This is a genomic window from Pseudomonas sp. GNP012, from assembly GCF_054343835.1.
This window is the reverse complement of record NZ_JBTGUU010000001.1, coordinates 5,144,451-5,164,206: the sequence shown is the minus strand read 5'-3', so window position 1 is coordinate 5,164,206 and position 19,756 is coordinate 5,144,451. Positions and strand designations below refer to the sequence as shown.

The following is a 19,756-nucleotide window of genomic DNA, read 5'->3' as shown; positions in this document are numbered from 1 at the left end:
AGCGGGCTTGCTCGCGAAGGCAATCTGTCAGTTGACATCTCTATCGACTGACACGGCCCCTTCGCGAGCAAGCCCGCTCCCACAGGTCATTCATCTGCTCAGAGAATTTGGGCAGTCTGGCTTATTCCGCGCGCAGGGTCTTCACACCTTCGCTGGTACCCAGCAACAACAGATCCGCCGGACGCGCCGCGAACAGACCATTGGTGACCACGCCGACGATCGCGTTGATCTGTGTCTCCAGCTCCACCGGGTTGGTGATCTGCATGTTGAACACGTCGAGGATGATGTTGCCGTTGTCGGTCAACACGCCTTCGCGGTAAACCGGGTCGCCACCGAGCTTCACCAGTTCGCGGGCCACATGGCTGCGGGCCATCGGGATGACTTCCACAGGTAGCGGGAAAGTACCGAGGATCGGCACCAGTTTGCTGGCATCGGCGATGCAGATGAATGTCTTGGCCACGGCCGCGACGATCTTCTCGCGGGTCAGCGCGGCGCCGCCGCCCTTGATCAGGTTCAGGTGCTCGTCGCTTTCATCGGCACCGTCGACATAGAACTCCAGGTCGCTGACGGTATTCAGTTCGTACACCGGAATCCCGTGGCCCTTGAGGCGCGCGGCGGTGGCTTCGGAGCTGGCGACGGCGCCATCGAATGCGCCTTTGTGCTGGGCCAGGGCATCGATGAAGCAGTTGGCGGTGGAGCCGGTGCCGACCCCGACGATGCTCTTGTCGTCGAGTTTCGGAAGGATGAAGTCGACGGCGGCCTGGGCCACTGCCTGTTTGAGTTGATCCTGGTTCATGCGGGCTCCGGAGTGCCGAGGAGGGAACGAAAGGCCGGCATTATAGGCTTCGGGGCGGGGAAGGTCATTGCCGGTGTGTCGAATGGTTCGTTGTGGCGAGGGGGTTTACCCCCGTTCGGCTGCGAAGCAGTCGTAAAACCGGCGAATACGGTACGCCTGAATATATGCAGGGGGAGCGCTGCGCACTCCAACGGGGGCAAGCCCCCTCGCCACAAGGTTTGTGTCAGTGCCTAAAACCACCGGTTTAGTGTGGTCGTGCGGCCGAAAGCCGGGTTAGACTCCTTGGTCCCGCCCAACCCGCTCAGTGATGCTTTCCGATGCTTGAACAGTACGTCAAAAAGATCCTCACCTCGCGCGTTTATGACGTTGCCGTAGAAACCCCGCTGCAGTCTGCCCGCCAGCTTTCCGAGCGGCTGGGCAACAGCATTTGGCTCAAGCGCGAAGACTTGCAGCCGGTGTTCTCCTTCAAGATTCGCGGCGCCTACAACAAATTGACCCAGTTGAGCGACGAGGAGCGCGCCCGCGGCGTAGTGACGGCTTCGGCGGGCAACCATGCGCAAGGCCTGGCCCTGGCGGCGAAGGTGCTGGGTGTGAAAGCGACCATCGTCATGCCAAAGACCACCCCGGAGATCAAAGTCGAAGGCGTGCGCTCGCGCGGCGGTAAAGTGGTGCTGCACGGCGATTCGTTCCCGGAAGCCCTGGCTTATTCGCTGAAACTGGTCGATGAAAAAGGCTACGTCTACATTCACCCGTACGACGATCCCCACACCATCGCCGGGCAGGGCACCGTGGCGATGGAGATTCTGCGCCAGCACCCGCAGCCACTGGATGCGATTTTCGTCCCGGTCGGCGGTGGCGGCCTGATTGCCGGCATTGCGGCGTACGTGAAGTACCTGCGCCCGGACATCAAGATCATCGGCGTCGAACCGGATGACTCCAATTGCCTGCAAGCCGCCATGGCGGCGGGCGAGCGTGTAGTGTTGCCGACCGTGGGCATCTTCGCCGACGGTGTTGCAGTGGCTCAGATCGGTCAGCACACCTTTGACATCTGCAAGGACCATGTCGATGAAGTGATCACCGTCAGCACCGACGAAATCTGTGCCGCCATCAAGGATATCTACGACGATACCCGCTCGATCACCGAACCTGCCGGCGCTTTGGGCGTGGCCGGGATCAAGAAGTATGTCGAGCAGCGCGGTGTCAGCGGCCAGACTTTCGTCGCCATCGACTCTGGAGCCAACGTCAACTTCGACCGCCTGCGCCACGTCGCCGAGCGCGCGGAACTGGGCGAGGGCCGTGAAGCCATCATCGCCGTGACCATTCCCGAGAAGCCGGGCAGTTTCAAGGCGTTCTGCGAAGCCATCGGCAAGCGCCAGATCACCGAGTTCAACTACCGCTACAACACCGGCAGCGAAGCGCACATCTTTGTCGGTGTGCAGACCCACCCGGAAAACGACCCGCGCAGCGCCCTGATCGCCAGCCTGAGCGAACAAGGTTTCCCGGTGCTGGACCTGACCGACAATGAACTGGCCAAGTTGCACATCCGCCACATGGTCGGCGGGCGTGCGGCGCATGTGGTCGACGAAGTGATCCTGCGTTTCGAATTCCCGGAGCGTCCGGGGGCGTTGTTCAACTTCCTCAACAAGCTCGGCGGGCGCTGGAACATCTCGATGTTCCATTACCGCAACCATGGCGCGGCGGATGGTCGGGTCGTCGCGGGCCTGCAAGTGCCGCACGACGAGCGTCACCTGGTGCCGGCGGCGCTGGAAGAAATCGGTTACCCGTACTGGGATGAAAGCGACAATCCGGCCTATCAGCTGTTTCTTGGCTGAGGGGCTACGCTGATGGGCAGGTCATAAGGAAATCGAACAATGGAAACGTTAACTGCCCTGAAAGCGGCGCACATGGTGGCAACGGTTGTACTGCTGGCCTGTGCGCTGGGTCTGGGAGTCTGGGTTTTGCTTGCGCGGCGCAAGGGTGATGCAACGGCGGGAAGCCGCACCCTGCAACGGCCACGTGTATTTGTCTGGCTGTTGATGGGGCTGGCGCTGCTGAGCATGCCGTTTACCGGCTGGTGGATGGTGCACCTGGTGGGCTGGCCGTTGGGACATACCTGGTTGCTGGCCTCCAGTGTGCTGTACACCGTGGCGGCACTGGCGTGGTTCTGGCTGCTGGTGCGGCTGAACAAGCTGCGCAAAGCGCCGGGTGGCGTGGGTAAGTTCACCTTTGCCCTGGCGTTGTTCAGTTTTGTCTGTTTTGTTGCCATTGCCGGGTTGATGGGCGCCAAGCCTGTTTAAGGCTTGAGACCGCGTCGACCCCTTCGCGAGCAAGCCCGCTCCCACATTTGATCGGCGTCGTTCACAAAGTCTGTGTTCACTGAATATCTAGTGTGGGAGCGGGCTTGCTCGCGAAAGCAATTTCAGCCGCGCAGACTGATCACCGGCCAGCCACGCTTCTCGGCCTCGGCCCGCAGGTTCGAATCAGGATCGACAGCGATCGGATTCGTCACCTGTTCCAGCAGCGGCAAATCATTCATCGAGTCGCTATAGAAGTAGCTGTCTTGCAGCGTAAACCCGGTTTCTTCCAGCCAGCGATTCAGCCGCGTCACCTTGCCTTCGCGGAAGCACGGAACATCGGTGCTGCGTCCGGTGTAGCGACCGTCGAGCATTTCGCATTCGGTGGCGATCAGGGTTTCGACGCCCAGGCGCTCGGCGATAGGCCCGGTGACGAAGCGGTTGGTGGCGGTGATGATCACCAGTTTGTCACCGGCGTCGCGGTGCTTGGCCAGCAGTTCGATGGCCTTGGGCAGCACGATCGGTTCGATGCAGTCGCGCATGTAGTCGCTGTGCCACTGATCCAGCGTGGCCATTTCGGTACGCCCGAGGACTTCCAGGCAGAAGTTCAGGTAAGCAGCGTTATCCAGTTTGCCGGCCAGGTAATCCTGGTAGAACTCATCGTTGCGTGCCTTGTAGGCGACGGCGTCGAGAAAGCCGCGCTCGCACAGGTAATCGCCCCAGGCGTGATCGCTGTCACCGCCCAGGAGGGTGTTGTCCAAATCGAATAAAGCCAGGCGCATTGCAGTTACCCGCTGAAAAGTCAGTAAAAAGGCGACAAGAATACGGTCTTTTCACAAGAGTGCACATAAGGTAGGAACCTTCGTTGCCGCCTTAACAACCTTTGTGGAACAATGCGGCGACATGCGTTTGCGAGGTTGTTGCCGTGATCGACCCCGATGGTTTTCGCCCCAATGTCGGGATCATTCTGACGAATGACGCCGGCCAGGTGCTATGGGCTCGCCGAATCAATCAAGATGCCTGGCAGTTTCCGCAGGGTGGAATCAACCCCGAAGAGACGCCGGAAGACGCCTTGTACCGCGAGCTGAACGAAGAAGTAGGCCTGGAGCGCGAAGATGTTGAAATTCTCGCCTGCACCCGGGGCTGGTTGCGCTATCGTTTGCCGCAACGTCTGGTACGTACCCACAGCCAACCGCTGTGCATCGGCCAGAAACAGAAATGGTTTCTCCTGCGCCTGATCTCAAACGAGCAGCGGGTGCGGATGGATTTGACCGGTAAACCGGAATTCGATGGCTGGCGCTGGGTCAGCTATTGGTATCCGTTGGGCCAGGTGGTGACATTCAAGCGCGAGGTGTATCGACGCGCTCTCAAAGAGCTTGCCCCGCGCCTTTTAGCGCGCGACTGACGACGGAGTTCGACCCCGAGCCATGCTCAATACGCTGCGCAAGATCGTCCAGGAAGTTAACTCCGCCAAGGATCTCAAGGCGGCGTTGGGGATTATTGTGTTGCGCGTCAAAGAGGCCATGGGCAGCCAGGTCTGCTCGGTCTACCTGCTTGACCCCGAGACCAACCGCTTCGTGCTGATGGCCACCGAGGGCTTGAACAAGCGCTCGATCGGCAAAGTCAGCATGGCACCCAACGAAGGTCTGGTTGGCCTGGTCGGTACGCGCGAAGAACCCCTGAACCTCGAAAACGCTGCGGACCACCCGCGCTACCGCTACTTCGCCGAGACCGGTGAAGAGCGCTTCGCCTCATTCCTCGGGGCGCCGATCATTCACCACCGCCGCGTCGTCGGCGTGTTGGTCATACAGCAAAAAGAACGTCGCCAGTTCGATGAAGGTGAAGAAGCCTTCCTCGTGACCATGAGCGCACAGCTCGCCGGTGTTATCGCCCACGCCGAAGCCACCGGCTCGATCCGTGGCCTCGGTCGTCAGGGCAAAGGCATCCAGGAAGCCAAGTTCGTCGGCGTACCGGGTTCGCCGGGTGCGGCAGTGGGTACGGCGGTGGTCATGCTGCCGCCGGCCGACCTGGATGTGGTGCCGGACAAGACCATCATCGACATCGACGCCGAACTCGGGCTGTTCAAGACCGCCATCGAAGGCGTGCGCGCCGACATGCGCGCGTTGTCGGCCAAGCTTGCCACGCAGTTGCGCCCGGAAGAACGGGCCCTGTTCGACGTCTACCTGATGATGCTCGACGATGCCGCGCTGGGCAGTGAAGTCACCACCGTGATCAAGACCGGTCAGTGGGCCCAGGGCGCGTTGCGCCAGGTGGTCACCGATCACGTCAACCGTTTCGAATTGATGGACGATGCCTACCTGCGTGAGCGCGCCTCGGACGTCAAGGACCTCGGCCGGCGCTTGCTGGCCTATTTGCAGGAAGAGCGCCAGCAAACCCTGGTCTACCCCGACAACACCATCCTGGTCAGCGAAGAACTGACGCCGGCAATGCTCGGCGAGGTGCCGGAAGGCAAGCTGGCAGGCCTGGTGTCGGTGCTCGGTTCCGGTAACTCCCACGTCGCCATCCTCGCCCGCGCCATGGGCATACCGACCGTGATGGGCCTGGTCGACCTGCCGTACTCCAAGGTCGACGGCATCCAGATGATCGTCGACGGCTACCACGGCGAGGTCTACACCAACCCGAGTGACGTGCTGCGCAAGCAGTTCGCCGAAGTGGTCGAGGAAGAGAAGCAACTGGCCCTCGGGCTGGATGCGCTGCGTGATCTGCCGTGTATCACGGTCGATGGCCACCGCATGCCGCTGTGGGTCAACACCGGCCTGCTGGCGGACGTTGCGCGGGCGCAGAAGCGCGGTGCCGAAGGCGTGGGCCTGTACCGCACCGAAGTGCCGTTCATGATCAACCAGCGTTTCCCGAGCGAAAAGGAACAACTGGCGATCTACCGCGAACAGCTGGCCGCGTTCCACCCGCAACCGGTGACCATGCGCACCCTGGACATCGGTGGCGACAAGTCGCTATCGTACTTCCCGATCAAGGAAGACAACCCGTTCCTCGGCTGGCGCGGCATTCGCGTTACCCTCGACCACCCGGAAATCTTCCTGGTGCAGACCCGTGCCATGCTCAAGGCCAGCGAAGGCTTGAACAACCTGCGCATTCTGCTGCCGATGATCTCCGGCATTCATGAGTTGGAAGAAGCGTTGCACCTGATCCATCGCGCCTGGGGCGAAGTGCGCGACGAAGGCTGCGACGTGCCGATGCCGCCGATTGGCGTGATGATCGAGATCCCCGCGGCGGTGTACCAGACCAAGGAGCTGGCGCGGCAGGTGGACTTCCTGTCGGTCGGCTCCAACGACCTGACCCAATACCTGTTGGCCGTGGACCGCAACAACCCGCGGGTTGCCGATCTTTACGACTACCTGCACCCGGCGGTGCTTCAGGCATTGCAGAACGTAGTGCGTGACGCCCATGCCGAAGGCAAACCGGTGAGCATCTGCGGTGAAATGGCCGGTGACCCGGCGGCGGCCGTGCTGTTGATGGCGATGGGTTTCGATAGCCTGTCGATGAACGCCACCAACTTGCCGAAGGTGAAGTGGATGCTGCGCCAGATCAACCTGAGCAAGGCCAAGGAATTGTTGGCCGAGCTGATGACCATCGACAACCCGCAGGTTATCCACAGCTCGTTGCAGCTGGCGCTGAAGAACCTCGGGTTGGCGCGGATGATCAATCCGGCGGCGATCAAGCCCCTATGAGCCTGTAGCGGCCTCTTCGCGAGCAAGCCCGCTCCCACACTGGATTTGTGAACAACGCAAATCCCCTGTGGGAGCGGGCTTGCTCGCGAAAGGGCCCGCACGAACAACGCAAAATTATATTCTGATCTCCACTTCCCCAAGATGCCCGCCATACGGCCCGAAACTGCGTTCGACGATATGTCGCGTGCCATCCGCCTGCATAATCAACGCCGTACTCGCCCGCGTCCCATAACTCTGGCTGGCAATGAACACACTCGACAGCAACGTCTCGGTTGCCAGCCCCACTCCGGTGTCCGGCAACTCGGCAAACGGCGCGGTCTGCGTATCGCTCAATAACGCCAGCAGTGCCTGAGGCTGCGGATCATCCAGCACCTCGCTCAAGGCTGCCCTGGCCTTGAGTAGCTTTGGCCACGGCGTATCCAGCCCGGCATTGGATAACCCGTAGACCCCCGGGGCCAGCATGACGGCTTCCGATTCCCGTTGATTGAAGTGCCAGAGCTCATGAGGATTGCCGATCAGCAGGTTAAATCCGCCATATTCCAGCGAACAGTCGACAACGTCGGCTAAATAGTCGTCAATTGGTATTTTCCCGGTGAGAAATCGCGCGACCAGTTCCCCACGAGACTTGCGCCCTGGCGGTCGATGGGGGTCGCGGATGTTGGTCAGCGCCGCAAATCGTCCGTTGGCACCGACACCGAGCCAGGTACCACCGGCCTCCAGGTCGCGTCCGGCGTACACCTGGGGTGCTTCGGGCCATGGCGCCAGAGGAAGGCTGGGGCGGGCGTAGAATTCATCGCGATTGGCCGCCACGACCAGCGGCTGGGCATGGCCCGGGCGCCAGGCAAAAACAATCAGGCACATAAGGGCGTCCTTGTGTGTTTTTTGCCCACTCTACGCAGACATCGCTCATCGATCCATCGCCTTGCACAGTGGAGCTTGAGGCTATGCATCCGTTACCATGCCGCTCCGGTTTTGGGGATGCGGGCGGGACAACCATGGAATTTCTGCTCTATCTGGCGCTCGGCGCCTGTGCAGGTGTGCTCGCCGGGCTGTTTGGCGTGGGTGGCGGGATCATCATCGTCCCGGTGCTGGTGTTCAGCTTCAAGGCCCAAGGCTTCGATCCATCGATCCTCACGCACTTGGCGGTGGGGACGTCCCTGGCGACGATCATCTTTACCTCGGTCAACGCGGTGCGCGAGCATCACCGCCGTGGCGCCGTGCTTTGGCCGATCTTCATGTGGATGACCGTCGGCATACTGATCGGTGCCGGGTTCGGCGCCTTGACGGCGGAAGCGATTTCCGGCCCCAACCTGCAGAAACTCATTGGTGTATTTGCCCTGGTGATCGCCGCTCAACTGGCACTGGACGTCAAACCCAAGGCCAGCCGAACCGTGCCGGGCAAACTCGGTCTGACCGTGGCCGGCAGCGTGATTGGCTGGGCCTCGGCGATTTTCGGCATTGGCGGCGGTTCGTTGACCGTGCCATTCCTGACCTGGCGCAGCGTACCGATGCAGCAAGCCGTGGCCACTTCATCGGCCTGCGGGCTGCCGATTGCCCTGGCCAGTGCATTAAGTTTCATGATTCTGGGCTGGCACGATCCGTTGCTTCCGGCCCATAGTCTCGGTTTTGTTTATTTGCCGGCGCTGCTGGGCATTGCCCTGACCAGCATGGTGTTCGCCCGTTTGGGCGCGCGACTGGCTCACAGGTTGTCGCCGAAGTTGCTGAAAAGGCTGTTTGCCGCTTTGCTGTTCTTTGTCGGCCTGAACTTTCTACTCTGAAGCATCTGCTCTGACGGGCAGCGCAATCCTGGCTTAATCCTGAGGTGGCAGCGTCGCCCGGGAATTTTTAAGATTTGAACTCTAACGAGGAGTCGCAATGCTGCCTTACCCGCAGATCGACCCGGTGGCCCTGGCCATCGGTCCGCTGAAAATCCACTGGTACGGCCTGATGTACCTGATCGGCATCGGCGGCGCCTGGCTGCTGGCCTCCCGCCGTTTGAACCGCTTCGACCCGACCTGGACCAAGGAGAAGCTCTCCGACATGGTGTTCTGGATGTCGATGGGGGTGATCGTCGGCGGACGCCTGGGTTATGTGCTGTTCTACGATCTGAGCGCCTATCTGGCCAACCCGACGCTGATTTTCGAAGTGTGGAAGGGCGGCATGTCGTTCCACGGCGGTTTCATCGGCGTGATGCTGGCGGCGTTGTGGTTCGGCAAGAAGAACAACAAGTCATTCTTCCAGCTGATGGATTTCGTTGCGCCGATGGTGCCGATTGGCCTGGGGGCCGGGCGTATCGGCAACTTCATCAACGCCGAGTTGTGGGGCAAGGCAACCGATGTGCCGTGGGCGATGGTCTTTCCGACCGATCCGGCGCAACTGGCACGTCACCCGTCGCAGCTGTACCAGTTCGCCCTCGAAGGTGTGGCGCTGTTCCTGATCCTCTGGCTGTTCTCGCGCAAACCGCGGCCGACCATGGCGGTATCGGGCATGTTCGCGCTGTTCTATGGCATCTTCCGTTTCATTGTCGAGTTCGTCCGCGTACCGGACGCCCAACTGGGCTATCTGGCCTGGAACTGGCTGACCATGGGCCAGGTGCTGTGCCTGCCAATGATCGTCGGCGGTCTGGTCCTGATCTGGCTGGCGTATCACCGCGCCCCGGCAACGCCAGCGGCAGCCGTATAAAATTCGAACCCCGCAGCGATGGCTGCGGGTTCAAGGACACAGGTAATTCATGAAGCAATATCTCGAACTGGTCGCCCACGTCATCAAGAACGGCACCAAGCAGGCCAACCGTACCGGCGTGAACACCATCAGTTTTCCCGGCGCGATGCTGCGTTACGACCTGCAGGAAGGTTTCCCGGCGATCACCACGCGCAAGATGGCCTTCAAATCGGCCATCGGCGAAATGTGCGGATTCCTGCGTGGCGTGAACAACGCTGCCGAATTCCGTGCCTTGGGCTGCAAGGTCTGGGACCAGAACGCCAACGAAAACGCCCAGTGGCTGGCCAACCCGTTCCGCCAGGGCGAAGACGACCTTGGCGAAATCTATGGTGTGCAATGGCGCAAATGGCCGGCGTACAAGCAGATTCCGCTCAGCAACCCGGCCGCCATCGAGCAGACCCTCAAGCAAGGTTATCGCCAGATTGCCGAAGGCGAAGAAAACGGCCAGGCCTATGTGGTGCTGTACAAGGCCATCGACCAGGTTCGCCAGTGCGTCGACACCATCATCAAGGACCCGGGCAGCCGTCGCATCCTGTTCCACGGCTGGAACTGCGCCCAGCTTGATGAAATGGCCTTGCCGCCGTGCCACCTGCTGTACCAGTTCCACCCGAATGTCGAGACCAGGGAGATCTCCTTGACCCTCTACATTCGCTCCAACGACCTGGGCCTGGGCACGCCGTTCAATCTCACCGAAGGCGCCGCGTTGCTGAGCCTGATCGGTCGCTTGACCGGCTACACGCCGCGCTGGTTCACCTATTTCATCGGTGATGCGCACGTCTACGAAAATCACCTGGACATGCTCAACGAACAGCTCAAGCGTGAACCGTTCCCGATGCCGAAACTGGTGATTTCCGACCGTGTGCCGGAGTTTGCCAAGACAGGCGTTTACCAGCCGGAGTGGCTGGAACTGGTCGAACCGGGCGACTTCTCGCTGGAAGGCTACGAGCACCACGCGCCAATGACCGCACCAATGGCGGTCTGAAGTACAACGCCTGAACCTGTGGGAGCGGGCTTGCTCGCGAAAGCGGTCGATCAGTCGACGTTAATGTTGAATGAACAACCGCTTTCGCGAGCAAGCCTGCTCCCACATTTGTTTTGTGGTGATCTCAGTGGCCGTGACTACGGCCGACATGGGAGTGCTCAGCCTCCGTCGCCACAACCCCGCCGCTCACTTCCAGCCGCTGCAAAATCCCGCATTGATCGATACCCGGCCTCTCGCCGCAGCGTTGGCGCAGGTCGAGCAGTTGTGCCTGCAAGGCCAGCAGGCCGTCGATCCGCGCCTTGACGTGGTGGATGTGCTCGTCGATCAGTGCGTTGACGCTTTCGCACTGGTCCTGCGGGCTGTCGCGAAATGCCAGCAGGCTGCGGATTTCCTCGAGGGTCATGTCGAGGGTGCGACAGTTGCGGATGAAGGTCAGGCGCTCGGCGTGGGCTTGGGTGTAGACGCGATAGTTGCCGTCACTGCGGGCCGGTTCCGGCAGAAGGTTCTCGCGCTCGTAGTAACGGATCGTCTCTACGGCGCAGTCCGTGAGTTTCGCCAATTCTCCAATCTTCATGACGACAATCTCCATAACTCCAAAATGGGTGCTTGACCCTATAGTGGCTACAGGGTCTTTACTGGGCAACAGGCACTCTTATGGACGCAACCAATGAGCGATTCTCAGCATACCCACAAACCTGTGGCCGAACATGAAATCGGCGTTAAGCTTCGACCCTTGCCCAAGCATGACCATGGCGGTCACGGCGACGCTTGCTGTTCATCAAAAACGGCAGCGCCTGCGCGGGTCACGCTGAGCGCATCGCCGACGGCGGGTGCCCGTCTGAGCAGCTTTCGCATCGAGGCGATGGACTGCCCGACCGAGCAGACGCTGATCCAGAACAAGCTAAGCAAGCTGACAGGCGTGCAGCAGCTGGAGTTCAATCTGATCAACCGGGTGCTCGGCGTGACCCACGATTTGCCAGGCACCGAGCCCATCATCGAGGCGATCAAGTCCCTGGGCATGCACGCCGAACCGCTGGAGCAGGGGGCTGAAACACCGGCAGCGAAACCCGACAGGAAACACTGGTGGCCATTGGCGTTGTCCGGTGTGGGTGCATTGCTGGCGGAAGTCATCCACTTCACCGCGACCGCGCCTGATTGGGTGGTCGCGGTCATTGCGCTGGTGTCCATCCTCAGCGGCGGTCTCGGCACCTATAAAAAGGGCTGGATCGCGCTCAAGAACTTCAATCTGAATATCAACGCGCTGATGAGCATTGCCGTCACCGGCGCCGTCCTGATCGGTCAGTGGCCGGAAGCGGCGATGGTGATGTTCCTGTTCACCGTGGCCGAGCTGATCGAGGCTCGCTCCCTGGATCGTGCGCGCAATGCCATCGGCGGGCTGATGCAGATGGCGCCGGAGCAGGCGACGGTGTTGCAGGCCGACGGCAGTTGGGTCGAGCAGGATGTCAAAATCATCGAAATCGGCGCGCGGGTGCGTGTGCGTCCCGGCGAACGTATTGGTCTGGACGGCGAGGTCCTGTCCGGGCGTTCGACCATCGATCAGGCGCCCATTACCGGGGAAAGCCTGCCGGTAGAGAAAACCGTCGGCGACAAAGTGTTCGCCGGTACCATCAATCAGGCCGGTTCCCTTGAGTACGCGGTCACTGCCGCTGCGGGTAATTCGACCCTGGCACGCATCATCCACGCCGTTGAACAGGCGCAGGGCGCGCGGGCGCCGACCCAGCGATTCGTCGATCAATTTTCGAAAATCTACACCCCGGTAGTGTTTGTTCTTGCGCTGGCCGTGGCGGTCATCCCACCGCTGTTCATGGGCGCGTTGTGGTTCGACTGGATTTACCGGGCGCTGGTGCTGCTGGTGGTGGCGTGCCCGTGCGCACTGGTGATTTCCACGCCGGTGACCATCGTCAGCGGCCTCGCAGCGGCGGCGCGCAAAGGGATCCTGGTCAAGGGCGGCGTCTATCTGGAGGGTGGTTACAAGCTCAACTACCTGGCCCTGGACAAGACCGGCACCATCACCCACGGCAAGCCGGTGCAGACCGATTACCTGTCGCTGGACCCGACCGCCGATGCTTCGGCGCCAGCCATTGCCGCCGCGCTGGCCGGGCGTTCGGATCATCCGGTTTCCCTGGCCATCGCCAAAGCGGCTGTGGATAACCAAAGCGCGACGCTGATTGTGGATAACTTCGAAGCCCTGGGCGGGCGCGGTGTGCGCGGCGAGATCAATGGCCAGCTCTACCATTTGGGCAACCATCGTCTGGTGGAGGATCTGGGCCTGTGCTCTCCGGCGCTGGAAGAAAAACTGTTTGCCCTGGAAAAGCAGGGCAAGTCGGTGGTGCTGCTGCTTGATTCGTCCGGTCCTTTGGCGCTGTTCGCTGTCGCCGATACGGTAAAGGCCTCCAGTCGCGAAGCCATCGAGCAACTGCATGACCTGGGCATCAAAACCCTGATGCTCACCGGCGACAACGTCCACACCGCGCAGGCCATTGCCGCGCAGGTCGGCATCGATGAAGCCAGGGGCGACCTGTTGCCAGGGGACAAATTGCAGTCTATCGAGGCCCTTTATGCCCAGGGGCACCGGGTTGGTATGGTCGGCGACGGCATCAACGACGCGCCTGCACTGGCGCGTTCCGAGATCGGTTTCGCCATGGCCGCTGCGGGCACCGATACTGCGATAGAAACCGCCGATGTCGCCCTGATGGACGATGATCTACGCAAGATCCCGGCATTCATTCGTCTGTCGCGGCAGACGTCGAGCATCCTCAAACAGAACATTGCCCTGGCATTGGTCATCAAGGCGATCTTTCTTGGGGTAACCTTCGCCGGGGTCGCTACCATGTGGATGGCAGTGTTCGCCGACATGGGCGTGAGTTTGCTGGTGGTGTTCAACGGTTTGCGCCTGCTGCGCAAGTAAAGAATGAGGGGCGGTTGTGCTGAGTGCCGAGCTGAAGGCGTTTTACATGGTGGCCCGCCTGGGCAGCATTACCCAGGCTGCCAAAAAGCTTGGCCTGAGCCAACCGACGGTGACGACGCAGATCCGCAACCTCGAGAGTCAGTATTCGGTCGAGCTGTTCTACCGTGGCGGTCGGCGTCTCAGCGTCAGCGAGGAGGGTGCGCGGCTGTTGCCGATGGTCAAGGTACTGATGCAGCAGGAAGCCGACATCGAGTTTTTCCTGCGTAACTGCGGCCAGGTCCAGGGCACATTGCGCATTGCCGCCACGGCGCCGTATTACATCCTCGACCTGGTGAAAACCTTTCGCGAGCGTTTGCCGCAGGTGGAGGTGTCGGTGGAAATCGGCAATTCCCAGCAAGTGCTCGAGGCGCTGGAAGATTACCGGGTCGATGTCGCGGCGTCGTCACAGTTGCTCGATGACGCGCGCCTGATTCGCCGGGTGCTCGGCAGCGATCCGCTGGTGCTGGCGGTGCATCGCAATCATCCACTGGCGGTTCATGATCACGTACCACTTGGCGCCCTGGCCGGGCATACCCTGCTGATGCGCGAACCGGGCTCGACCACCCGCCGCCTGACCGAAGAGTTGCTGGCCAGCGCCGGAGTGAGTTTCGGGCCGCTGCTGGAGATCGGCAGCCGCGAATCGATCCGCGAGGCGGTGCTGCGCAACATCGGCATCAGCATCATCGCCCGCCAGGAAGTACCCCATGATCCGCAACTGCGGGTGCTGACCATCGAGAATGCACCGCAAATCCCCGAATACCTGTATTGCCTCAAGGAACGCAAGGGCGCGCGGTTGCCGGCGGCGTTTCTCGGGTTGGCGCAGGAAATGGCCCCGGCCTGAATTCTGGGGTGCCTGTACCAGCCTCATCGCGAGCAAGCTCGCTCCCACAGTGGGTTTGAGGTGAAACACAAATTGTGTGAACACCCAAAATCCCTGTGGGAGCGAGCTTGCTCGCGATGGCGGCTGATCAGGCGACTCAAAACTTAACCCCAAATCCTTGAATACCACTATCGGCAGTTTTTGCCTTACTGCCACATGACGGACTCATTACAACCCTAGGATGGCCTTCATCTGCTAGATGAGGTCCGTCCATGAACAACTCGATCGCAACTGCCCTGACCAACCCCGGCGCCCCGATGAGGGTGCGCGGCGTACAGAAACGTTTCGGCGCTTTCACCGCGCTGGATAATGTTTCACTCGACGTGGCGGCCGGTGAGCTGGTGTGTCTGCTGGGTCCGTCGGGCTGTGGCAAGACCACCTTGCTGCGCTGTATCGCCGGCCTGGAAAAGCAGGACAGCGGCGAGTTGTACCTGGGTGATCGCGACGTTTCCCACCTGGCTCCCCAGGCGCGGGACTACGGCATTCTGTTCCAGTCCTACGCGTTGTTTCCCAATCTCACCGTCGAAGCGAACATTGCCTACGGCGTCGCCGGCAATGGTCGCGACCAGATTCGCCAGCGTGTCGGTCAGATGCTGGAACTGGTCGGCCTGAGCGGCAGCGAGAAAAAGTATCCCGGTCAGTTGTCCGGTGGCCAGCAGCAGCGGGTTGCACTGGCTCGCGCGCTGGCCCCGGCACCTTCGCTGTTGCTGCTCGACGAGCCGATGTCGGCCCTCGATGCCCGGGTGCGCGAGCATCTGTGCACCGAACTGCGCCAGCTGCAACGCAACCTCGGCATCACCACCCTGATGGTGACCCACAATCAGGACGAGGCCATGTTGATGGCCGACCGTATCGCCGTGATGAACAACGGCAAGGTCGAGCAGTACGCCACGCCGCAGGAAATCTACAACCGCCCGGCCACGCCGTTCGTGGCGGAGTTCGTCGGCCAGGGCAACTGGTTGCCGTTCCAGCGCAGCAGCGACAGCCACGCCCAGGTCGGCGGGATGAACATGCGCCTGGCCGAAGGCAGCGCCAAGACCGCCTCGGGCCGTTTGTTCTGCCGCCCCGAAGCGATCAACGTCAATCCGCTGGTGCACGAGGAAAACCTGTTCCCGGCCAAGGTTCGCGAGATCACCTTCCTCGGCAACCGCTGCCGCATGAGCTTCGAGCTCGATCATTTGCCGGGCCATGCGCTATTGGCGGAACTGGCACCGGAAGCCATGCCGCGCCTTGGCGCCCGGCAGATCATGGTCGCCTTGCCGCCGCGCAGCCTGCAGGTGTTTGCCTGATGAGCGCGAACATTGCGCTGCCGCTGCCACAACAGCAGGTTCGGCAGACTTCCCGTGCCGAGATCGGTGACCGGCTGTTCGTGGTCGGCGGCAAAGTGCTTCTGCTGGTGCTGTTGGGCGTTGCCGTATTGATGCCGTTGCTGGCGATCTTTTGGCGTGGTTTCAGCGCTGAAGCCGGGCAGGGTGGTGGTTGGGTTGCAGCGAAAGAACTGGTGACCAGCGAGAACTTCCACTGGTTGCTCGGCAACAGTCTGAAGGTTTCCCTCAGCGTCGCGGCGATTGTCGTACCCCTGGCTTATCTGTTTGCCTACGCGCTGCAACGCACCCTGATTGCGGGTAAAGGCCTCTGGCGTGGCATTTCCCTGCTGCCATTGATGGCGCCGTCGATGCTGCCCGGTATTGCGCTGGTCTACCTGTTTGGCAACCAGGGCATGCTGCGTGGCCTGCTCTCGGACAACATCTACGGCTTCTGGGGCATTGTTCTGGGTGAGGTGATCTACACCTTCCCGCACGCCTTGATGATTCTTCTGTCGGCCTTGTCCCTGGCGGATGCACGATTGTTCGATGCGGCTTCAAGCATGGGCGCCAGTCCGGCGAAAGCGTTCCGCAGCATCACCTGGCCGGCGACCCGTCAGGCGGTTTTCGCTGCGTTCTGCCTGGTGTTCACCCTGACCATCACCGATTTCGGTGTTCCGGTGGTGGTCGGCGGCGACTATCAAGTGCTGGCGCTGGAAGCCTATAAAGCCGTGGTCGGCCAACAGCAATTCGGCCGTGGTGCCTTGATCGGCATGGTGTTGTTGCTGCCGGCGCTGTTCAGCTTTGGTGTCGATGCCTGGTTGCGTCGCCGTCACGGCGACTCCATGAGCGGTCGTGCCCAGGTGTTCAAGCCTGCGCCATCGAAACTGCGCGACGCTTGCTACCTGGCCATCGTCCTGTTGATCAGCGCTGCGCTGCTGCTGGTGTTCGGCATGGCGGTGTTCTCGTCCCTGGTGAAATTCTGGCCGTACAACCTGTCGCTGTCGCTCAACCACTATCAGTTCAATGAAACCGCCGGCGGTGGCTGGCTGGCCTACGGCAACAGCTTGAAGATGGCCTTGGGCACGGCATTGATCGGCAGCCTGCTGATTTTCACCGGCGCCTACCTGATGGAAAAAACCAGGGGCCAGCGCGGCCTGAACCTGACCTTGCGCATGCTCAGCTTCGTACCGATGGCGGTGCCGGGCCTGGTGTTGGGGTTGGGTTACGTCTTCTTCTTCAACCTCACTGGCAACCCGCTGCACGGGCTGTACGGGACCATGACCCTGCTGATCGTCTGCACCATTGCGCACTATTTGACCACCGCGCAAATGACCGCCACCACCGCATTGCGTCAACTCGATGCCGAGTTCGAAGCCGCCGCGCTGTCGCTCAAGGCGCCGCTGTACCGCCACTACCTGCGCGTCACCGTGCCGATTTGCCTGCCGGCTTTGCTGGACATCGTGCGCTACCTGTTCGTCTCGGCCATGACCACCGTCTCGGCGGCGATCTTCCTCTACAGCCCCGACACCATCCTCGCGGCGGTGGCGGTACTGAACATGGACGACGCCGGCAACGTCGGCGGCGCGGCGGCGATGTCGACCCTGATTCTGTTCACCTCGGCGGGCGTGTCCCTGCTGCTGGCCGGGGCTTCGCGCGGTTTGCTGCGCCGCTCCCAGGCCTGGCGGCAGACCGCGCCCGGTCACTGATTCACACCCTCAACTCAAATACAGGAAAAGATCATGTTCAAGCCTATGGCCCTGGCCGCCGCTGTCCTCACCGCTTTCAGCCTGAACGCCTTTGCGGCGAAAACCGAGTTGACGGTGTACACCGCCCTCGAAGCTGAACAGCTGAAAACCTATAAAGAAGCCTTCGAAAAGGCCAACCCGGACGTCGAAATCAAATGGGTGCGCGATTCCACCGGCATCATCACGGCCAAGTTGCTCGCCGAAAAAGCCCGCCCGCAGGCTGACGCCGTGTGGGGCCTGGCGGCCTCCAGCCTGGCGATCCTCGATCAGCAAGGCATGCTGCAAAGCTATGCACCGAAGGACCTGGGCAAGATCGGCGCCAACTACCGTGACGCCGCCAACCCGCCAGCCTGGGTCGGCATGGATGTCTGGGCCGCGACCATTTGCTTCAACACAGTCGAAGCCGAAAAGCAGGGCCTGACCAAGCCCGTGAGCTGGCAAGACCTGACCAAGCCTGAGTACAAAGGCAAGATCGTCATGCCGAACCCGGCATCGTCCGGCACCGGCTTCCTTGACGTCAGCGCCTGGCTGCAAACCTTCGGCGAGAAGCAGGGCTGGGCCTACATGGACAGCCTGCACCAGAACATCGGCCAGTACGTTCACTCCGGCTCCAAGCCTTGCAAACTGGCGGCTGCGGGTGAATTCCCGATCGGTATTTCCTTCGAGTACCCGGCCGTTCAACTGAAACGCCAGGGCGCACCGCTGGACATCATCCTGCCGAAGGAAGGCCTGGGCTGGGAAATCGAAGCGACTGCCGTGATCAAGGGCACTGCCCACGAAGAGGCCGCGAAGAAACTGGCTGATTTCTCCGCCAGCCCCGAGGCGATGGAACTCTACAAAGAAAACTTCGCAGTGCTCGCCCAGCCTGGCATCGCCAAGCCGCAGACCGAACTGCCAGCCGACTACGAACAGCGCCTGATCAAGAACGACTTCGCCTGGGCCTCGAAGAACCGCGACGAGATCCTGACCGAATGGCGCAAGCGTTATGACGGCAAGTCCGAGAAAGTGGCGGCCAAGTAAGATCTTTATCGGCTGAAAGGGCCTCTTCGCGAGCAAGCCCGCTCCCACAGGGAAATGCATTCCAATGTGGGAGCGAGCCTGCTCGCGAAAGCGGTCTACCATTCACCACAAATCTCACTGATCGGGAGACTTCTGATGCACAGCCATGAACAAACCGTCGCCAAGGTCTTCGCTCTCTACGAACGCTTTGGCGACAGCGACTACATCGGCGAGCCGGTGTCGCAGATCGAGCACATGTCCCAGGCCGCCCAATGCGCGATGGCCGAAGGCTTCGACGACGAAGTCGTGTTGGCGGCGTTCTTCCACGATATCGGGCACATCTGCGCCGAGGGTGCCGAGAACATGGGCGGCTACGGCGTGGTCAGCCACGAACGGCTGGGCGCCGATTATTTGCGCAATGCCGGCTTCAGCGAACGCATGGCCCGGTTGGTGGAGTACCACGTCCAGGCCAAGCGTTATCTGACACTCAGGGAGCCTGGGTACTACGAACGCCTGAGCGAAGCCAGTCGCCGGACCCTGGAATATCAGGGGGGTGTGATGACCGAAGCCGAAGCCGATGCCTTCGAGCAGGACCCGTTGTGCAAAGTCAGTTTGCGCATGCGCCAGTGGGATGAACAGGCCAAGGAGATGCATGTGCCGGTGATTGATCTAGGGGTGTTGAAGCGCAAAGCCATCAGAGTCTTGTCTCTCGAAGCCTGCTGAAACGCCCTACAGGTAAATGAAACTGTTCGCGCAGAGAGTTCCGACGAGACGGGCTAGCTTGATCGGCCCTTCTTCAATGAGAAACTCCACCATGCGTTATTTGAAAGTGACTGCCCAGGACCGCAGCGCGAACGGCAAGGCCGACACCGTCCTCCTGCATTTTTTCGAGGAGAGTAGCGGGGCAGAGGACAGACTCATCCATAAAGCCTATGCGCTGGATATCACGGCTGATGGCAAGGTTGATTTCCAGGTCGGTGATGTAAACAACGATGGTAAGGAAAACACCAGGGACGAGCGGTTGCTCAAGTCGTTTGCCAACGCCTACTTGCAGCTCAAATGGTTCAACCGCGGCGAGACCTGGGATCGCTATCTGAAGATATTCACCGAAGATTTCGCCAACGACGGTTCTCCAGACACCGTGCGCCTGCACTTTCATGAAGGCGTCGGCAAACCGTCGGATCAAACTATTGTTTACACCGCGTCCGCCTATGACACCAACAACGACGGGAAGCTGGATTGGCTGATCCACTTCGATATGGATAACGACGGTGACCAGGATGCGGTGGATCAGCAGCGCGTCTCACAGCTCAGCACTGCGTATCTGCAATTCAACTGGCGCTGACGATCAGCAAGT

The 19,756-nt window shown here is 60.9% G+C and carries 18 protein-coding genes; 14 read left to right on the top strand and 4 right to left on the bottom strand.

All coding sequences use genetic code 11. The annotated features are described in order from the left end of the window. Positions 1 to 121: 121 nt before the first annotated feature. On the bottom strand, positions 122 to 796 hold the full coding sequence (gene rpiA / locus ACXX83_RS23390; protein WP_458549723.1) for a ribose-5-phosphate isomerase RpiA: 675 nt from the start codon (positions 794 to 796) through the stop codon (positions 122 to 124). Positions 797 to 1,113: 317 nt separating this feature from the next. Here rpiA and ilvA point away from each other — a divergent pair, with 317 nt between their 5' ends. Then, a complete protein-coding gene (ilvA, locus tag ACXX83_RS23385; protein WP_007976404.1) occupies positions 1,114 to 2,628 on the top strand; it encodes a threonine ammonia-lyase, biosynthetic in 1,515 nt (504 codons plus the stop codon). 39 nt (positions 2,629 to 2,667) lie between these two features. Continuing rightward, a complete protein-coding gene (locus ACXX83_RS23380) occupies positions 2,668 to 3,093 on the top strand; it encodes a DUF2269 domain-containing protein (protein WP_015097252.1) in 426 nt (141 codons plus the stop codon). A 122-nt stretch (positions 3,094 to 3,215) separates the two neighbouring features. Here the strand turns inward: ACXX83_RS23380 and ACXX83_RS23375 are convergent, their stop codons facing one another. After that, positions 3,216 to 3,872 carry a histidinol-phosphatase gene (locus ACXX83_RS23375; protein ID WP_458549722.1) on the bottom strand — a complete coding sequence of 219 codons (657 nt, stop codon included), beginning with the start codon at positions 3,870 to 3,872 and terminating at the stop codon, positions 3,216 to 3,218. A gap of 143 nt (positions 3,873 to 4,015) precedes the next feature. Between ACXX83_RS23375 and ACXX83_RS23370 the strand changes: the two genes are divergently transcribed. Both ACXX83_RS23370 and ptsP read left to right on the top strand, forming a co-directional pair. Then, positions 4,016 to 4,495: an RNA pyrophosphohydrolase gene (locus ACXX83_RS23370; RefSeq protein WP_003229203.1), complete on the top strand. Its 480-nt coding sequence runs from the start codon at positions 4,016 to 4,018 to the stop codon at positions 4,493 to 4,495. A 22-nt stretch (positions 4,496 to 4,517) separates the two neighbouring features. Continuing rightward, positions 4,518 to 6,797 (top strand): phosphoenolpyruvate--protein phosphotransferase, encoded by a 2,280-nt coding sequence (gene ptsP / locus ACXX83_RS23365; RefSeq protein WP_458373745.1) that lies wholly within the window; start codon positions 4,518 to 4,520, stop codon positions 6,795 to 6,797. Between the two features lie 114 nt (positions 6,798 to 6,911). Here the strand turns inward: ptsP and ACXX83_RS23360 are convergent, their stop codons facing one another. Beyond that, the gene (locus ACXX83_RS23360; RefSeq protein ID WP_458549721.1) at positions 6,912 to 7,658 is read right to left on the bottom strand and encodes an NRDE family protein; all 747 of its coding nucleotides are present in this window, start codon (positions 7,656 to 7,658) and stop codon (positions 6,912 to 6,914) included. 134 nt (positions 7,659 to 7,792) lie between these two features. Between ACXX83_RS23360 and ACXX83_RS23355 the strand changes: the two genes are divergently transcribed. The 3 genes from ACXX83_RS23355 (at position 7,793) to ACXX83_RS23345 (ending at position 10,500) form a co-directional block, all read left to right on the top strand. Next, on the top strand, positions 7,793 to 8,575 hold the full coding sequence (locus tag ACXX83_RS23355; RefSeq protein WP_217836642.1) for a sulfite exporter TauE/SafE family protein: 783 nt from the start codon (positions 7,793 to 7,795) through the stop codon (positions 8,573 to 8,575). A gap of 97 nt (positions 8,576 to 8,672) precedes the next feature. Then, a complete protein-coding gene (gene lgt, locus ACXX83_RS23350; RefSeq protein WP_015097247.1) occupies positions 8,673 to 9,479 on the top strand; it encodes a prolipoprotein diacylglyceryl transferase in 807 nt (268 codons plus the stop codon). A gap of 49 nt (positions 9,480 to 9,528) precedes the next feature. Next, positions 9,529 to 10,500: a thymidylate synthase gene (locus ACXX83_RS23345; RefSeq protein WP_015097246.1), complete on the top strand. Its 972-nt coding sequence runs from the start codon at positions 9,529 to 9,531 to the stop codon at positions 10,498 to 10,500. Positions 10,501 to 10,624: 124 nt separating this feature from the next. Here ACXX83_RS23345 and cadR read toward each other — a convergent pair whose 3' ends face one another. After that, positions 10,625 to 11,074, bottom strand: a complete 450-nt coding sequence (gene cadR, locus ACXX83_RS23340; protein WP_217836640.1) for a Cd(II)/Pb(II)-responsive transcriptional regulator — start codon at positions 11,072 to 11,074, stop codon at positions 10,625 to 10,627. Positions 11,075 to 11,167: 93 nt separating this feature from the next. On the opposite strand from cadR, the gene ACXX83_RS23335 reads away from it, so the two are divergent. The 7 genes from ACXX83_RS23335 (at position 11,168) to ACXX83_RS23305 (ending at position 19,744) form a co-directional block, all read left to right on the top strand. Further along, entirely contained in the window at positions 11,168 to 13,429 is a 2,262-nt protein-coding gene (locus tag ACXX83_RS23335; RefSeq protein ID WP_458549720.1) for a heavy metal translocating P-type ATPase, read from the top strand. A 16-nt stretch (positions 13,430 to 13,445) separates the two neighbouring features. Further along, the gene (locus tag ACXX83_RS23330) at positions 13,446 to 14,309 is read left to right on the top strand and encodes a LysR family transcriptional regulator (RefSeq protein WP_458549719.1); all 864 of its coding nucleotides are present in this window, start codon (positions 13,446 to 13,448) and stop codon (positions 14,307 to 14,309) included. 251 nt (positions 14,310 to 14,560) lie between these two features. After that, entirely contained in the window at positions 14,561 to 15,637 is a 1,077-nt protein-coding gene (locus ACXX83_RS23325; protein ID WP_458549718.1) for a putative 2-aminoethylphosphonate ABC transporter ATP-binding protein, read from the top strand. Then, on the top strand, positions 15,637 to 17,361 hold the full coding sequence (locus tag ACXX83_RS23320) for a putative 2-aminoethylphosphonate ABC transporter permease subunit (RefSeq protein ID WP_217836637.1): 1,725 nt from the start codon (positions 15,637 to 15,639) through the stop codon (positions 17,359 to 17,361). The genes ACXX83_RS23325 and ACXX83_RS23320 overlap by 1 nt, the downstream gene beginning before the upstream one ends. Positions 17,362 to 17,394: 33 nt before the next feature. After that, positions 17,395 to 18,420, top strand: a complete 1,026-nt coding sequence (locus ACXX83_RS23315; RefSeq protein WP_458549717.1) for a putative 2-aminoethylphosphonate ABC transporter substrate-binding protein — start codon at positions 17,395 to 17,397, stop codon at positions 18,418 to 18,420. Positions 18,421 to 18,555: 135 nt separating this feature from the next. Next, the gene (locus ACXX83_RS23310) at positions 18,556 to 19,122 is read left to right on the top strand and encodes a phosphonate degradation HD-domain oxygenase (RefSeq protein ID WP_217836636.1); all 567 of its coding nucleotides are present in this window, start codon (positions 18,556 to 18,558) and stop codon (positions 19,120 to 19,122) included. A 91-nt stretch (positions 19,123 to 19,213) separates the two neighbouring features. Beyond that, complete coding sequence (locus ACXX83_RS23305) at positions 19,214 to 19,744, top strand: hypothetical protein (RefSeq protein ID WP_217836635.1); 531 nt, start codon at positions 19,214 to 19,216, stop codon at positions 19,742 to 19,744. Positions 19,745 to 19,756 lie beyond the last annotated feature (12 nt).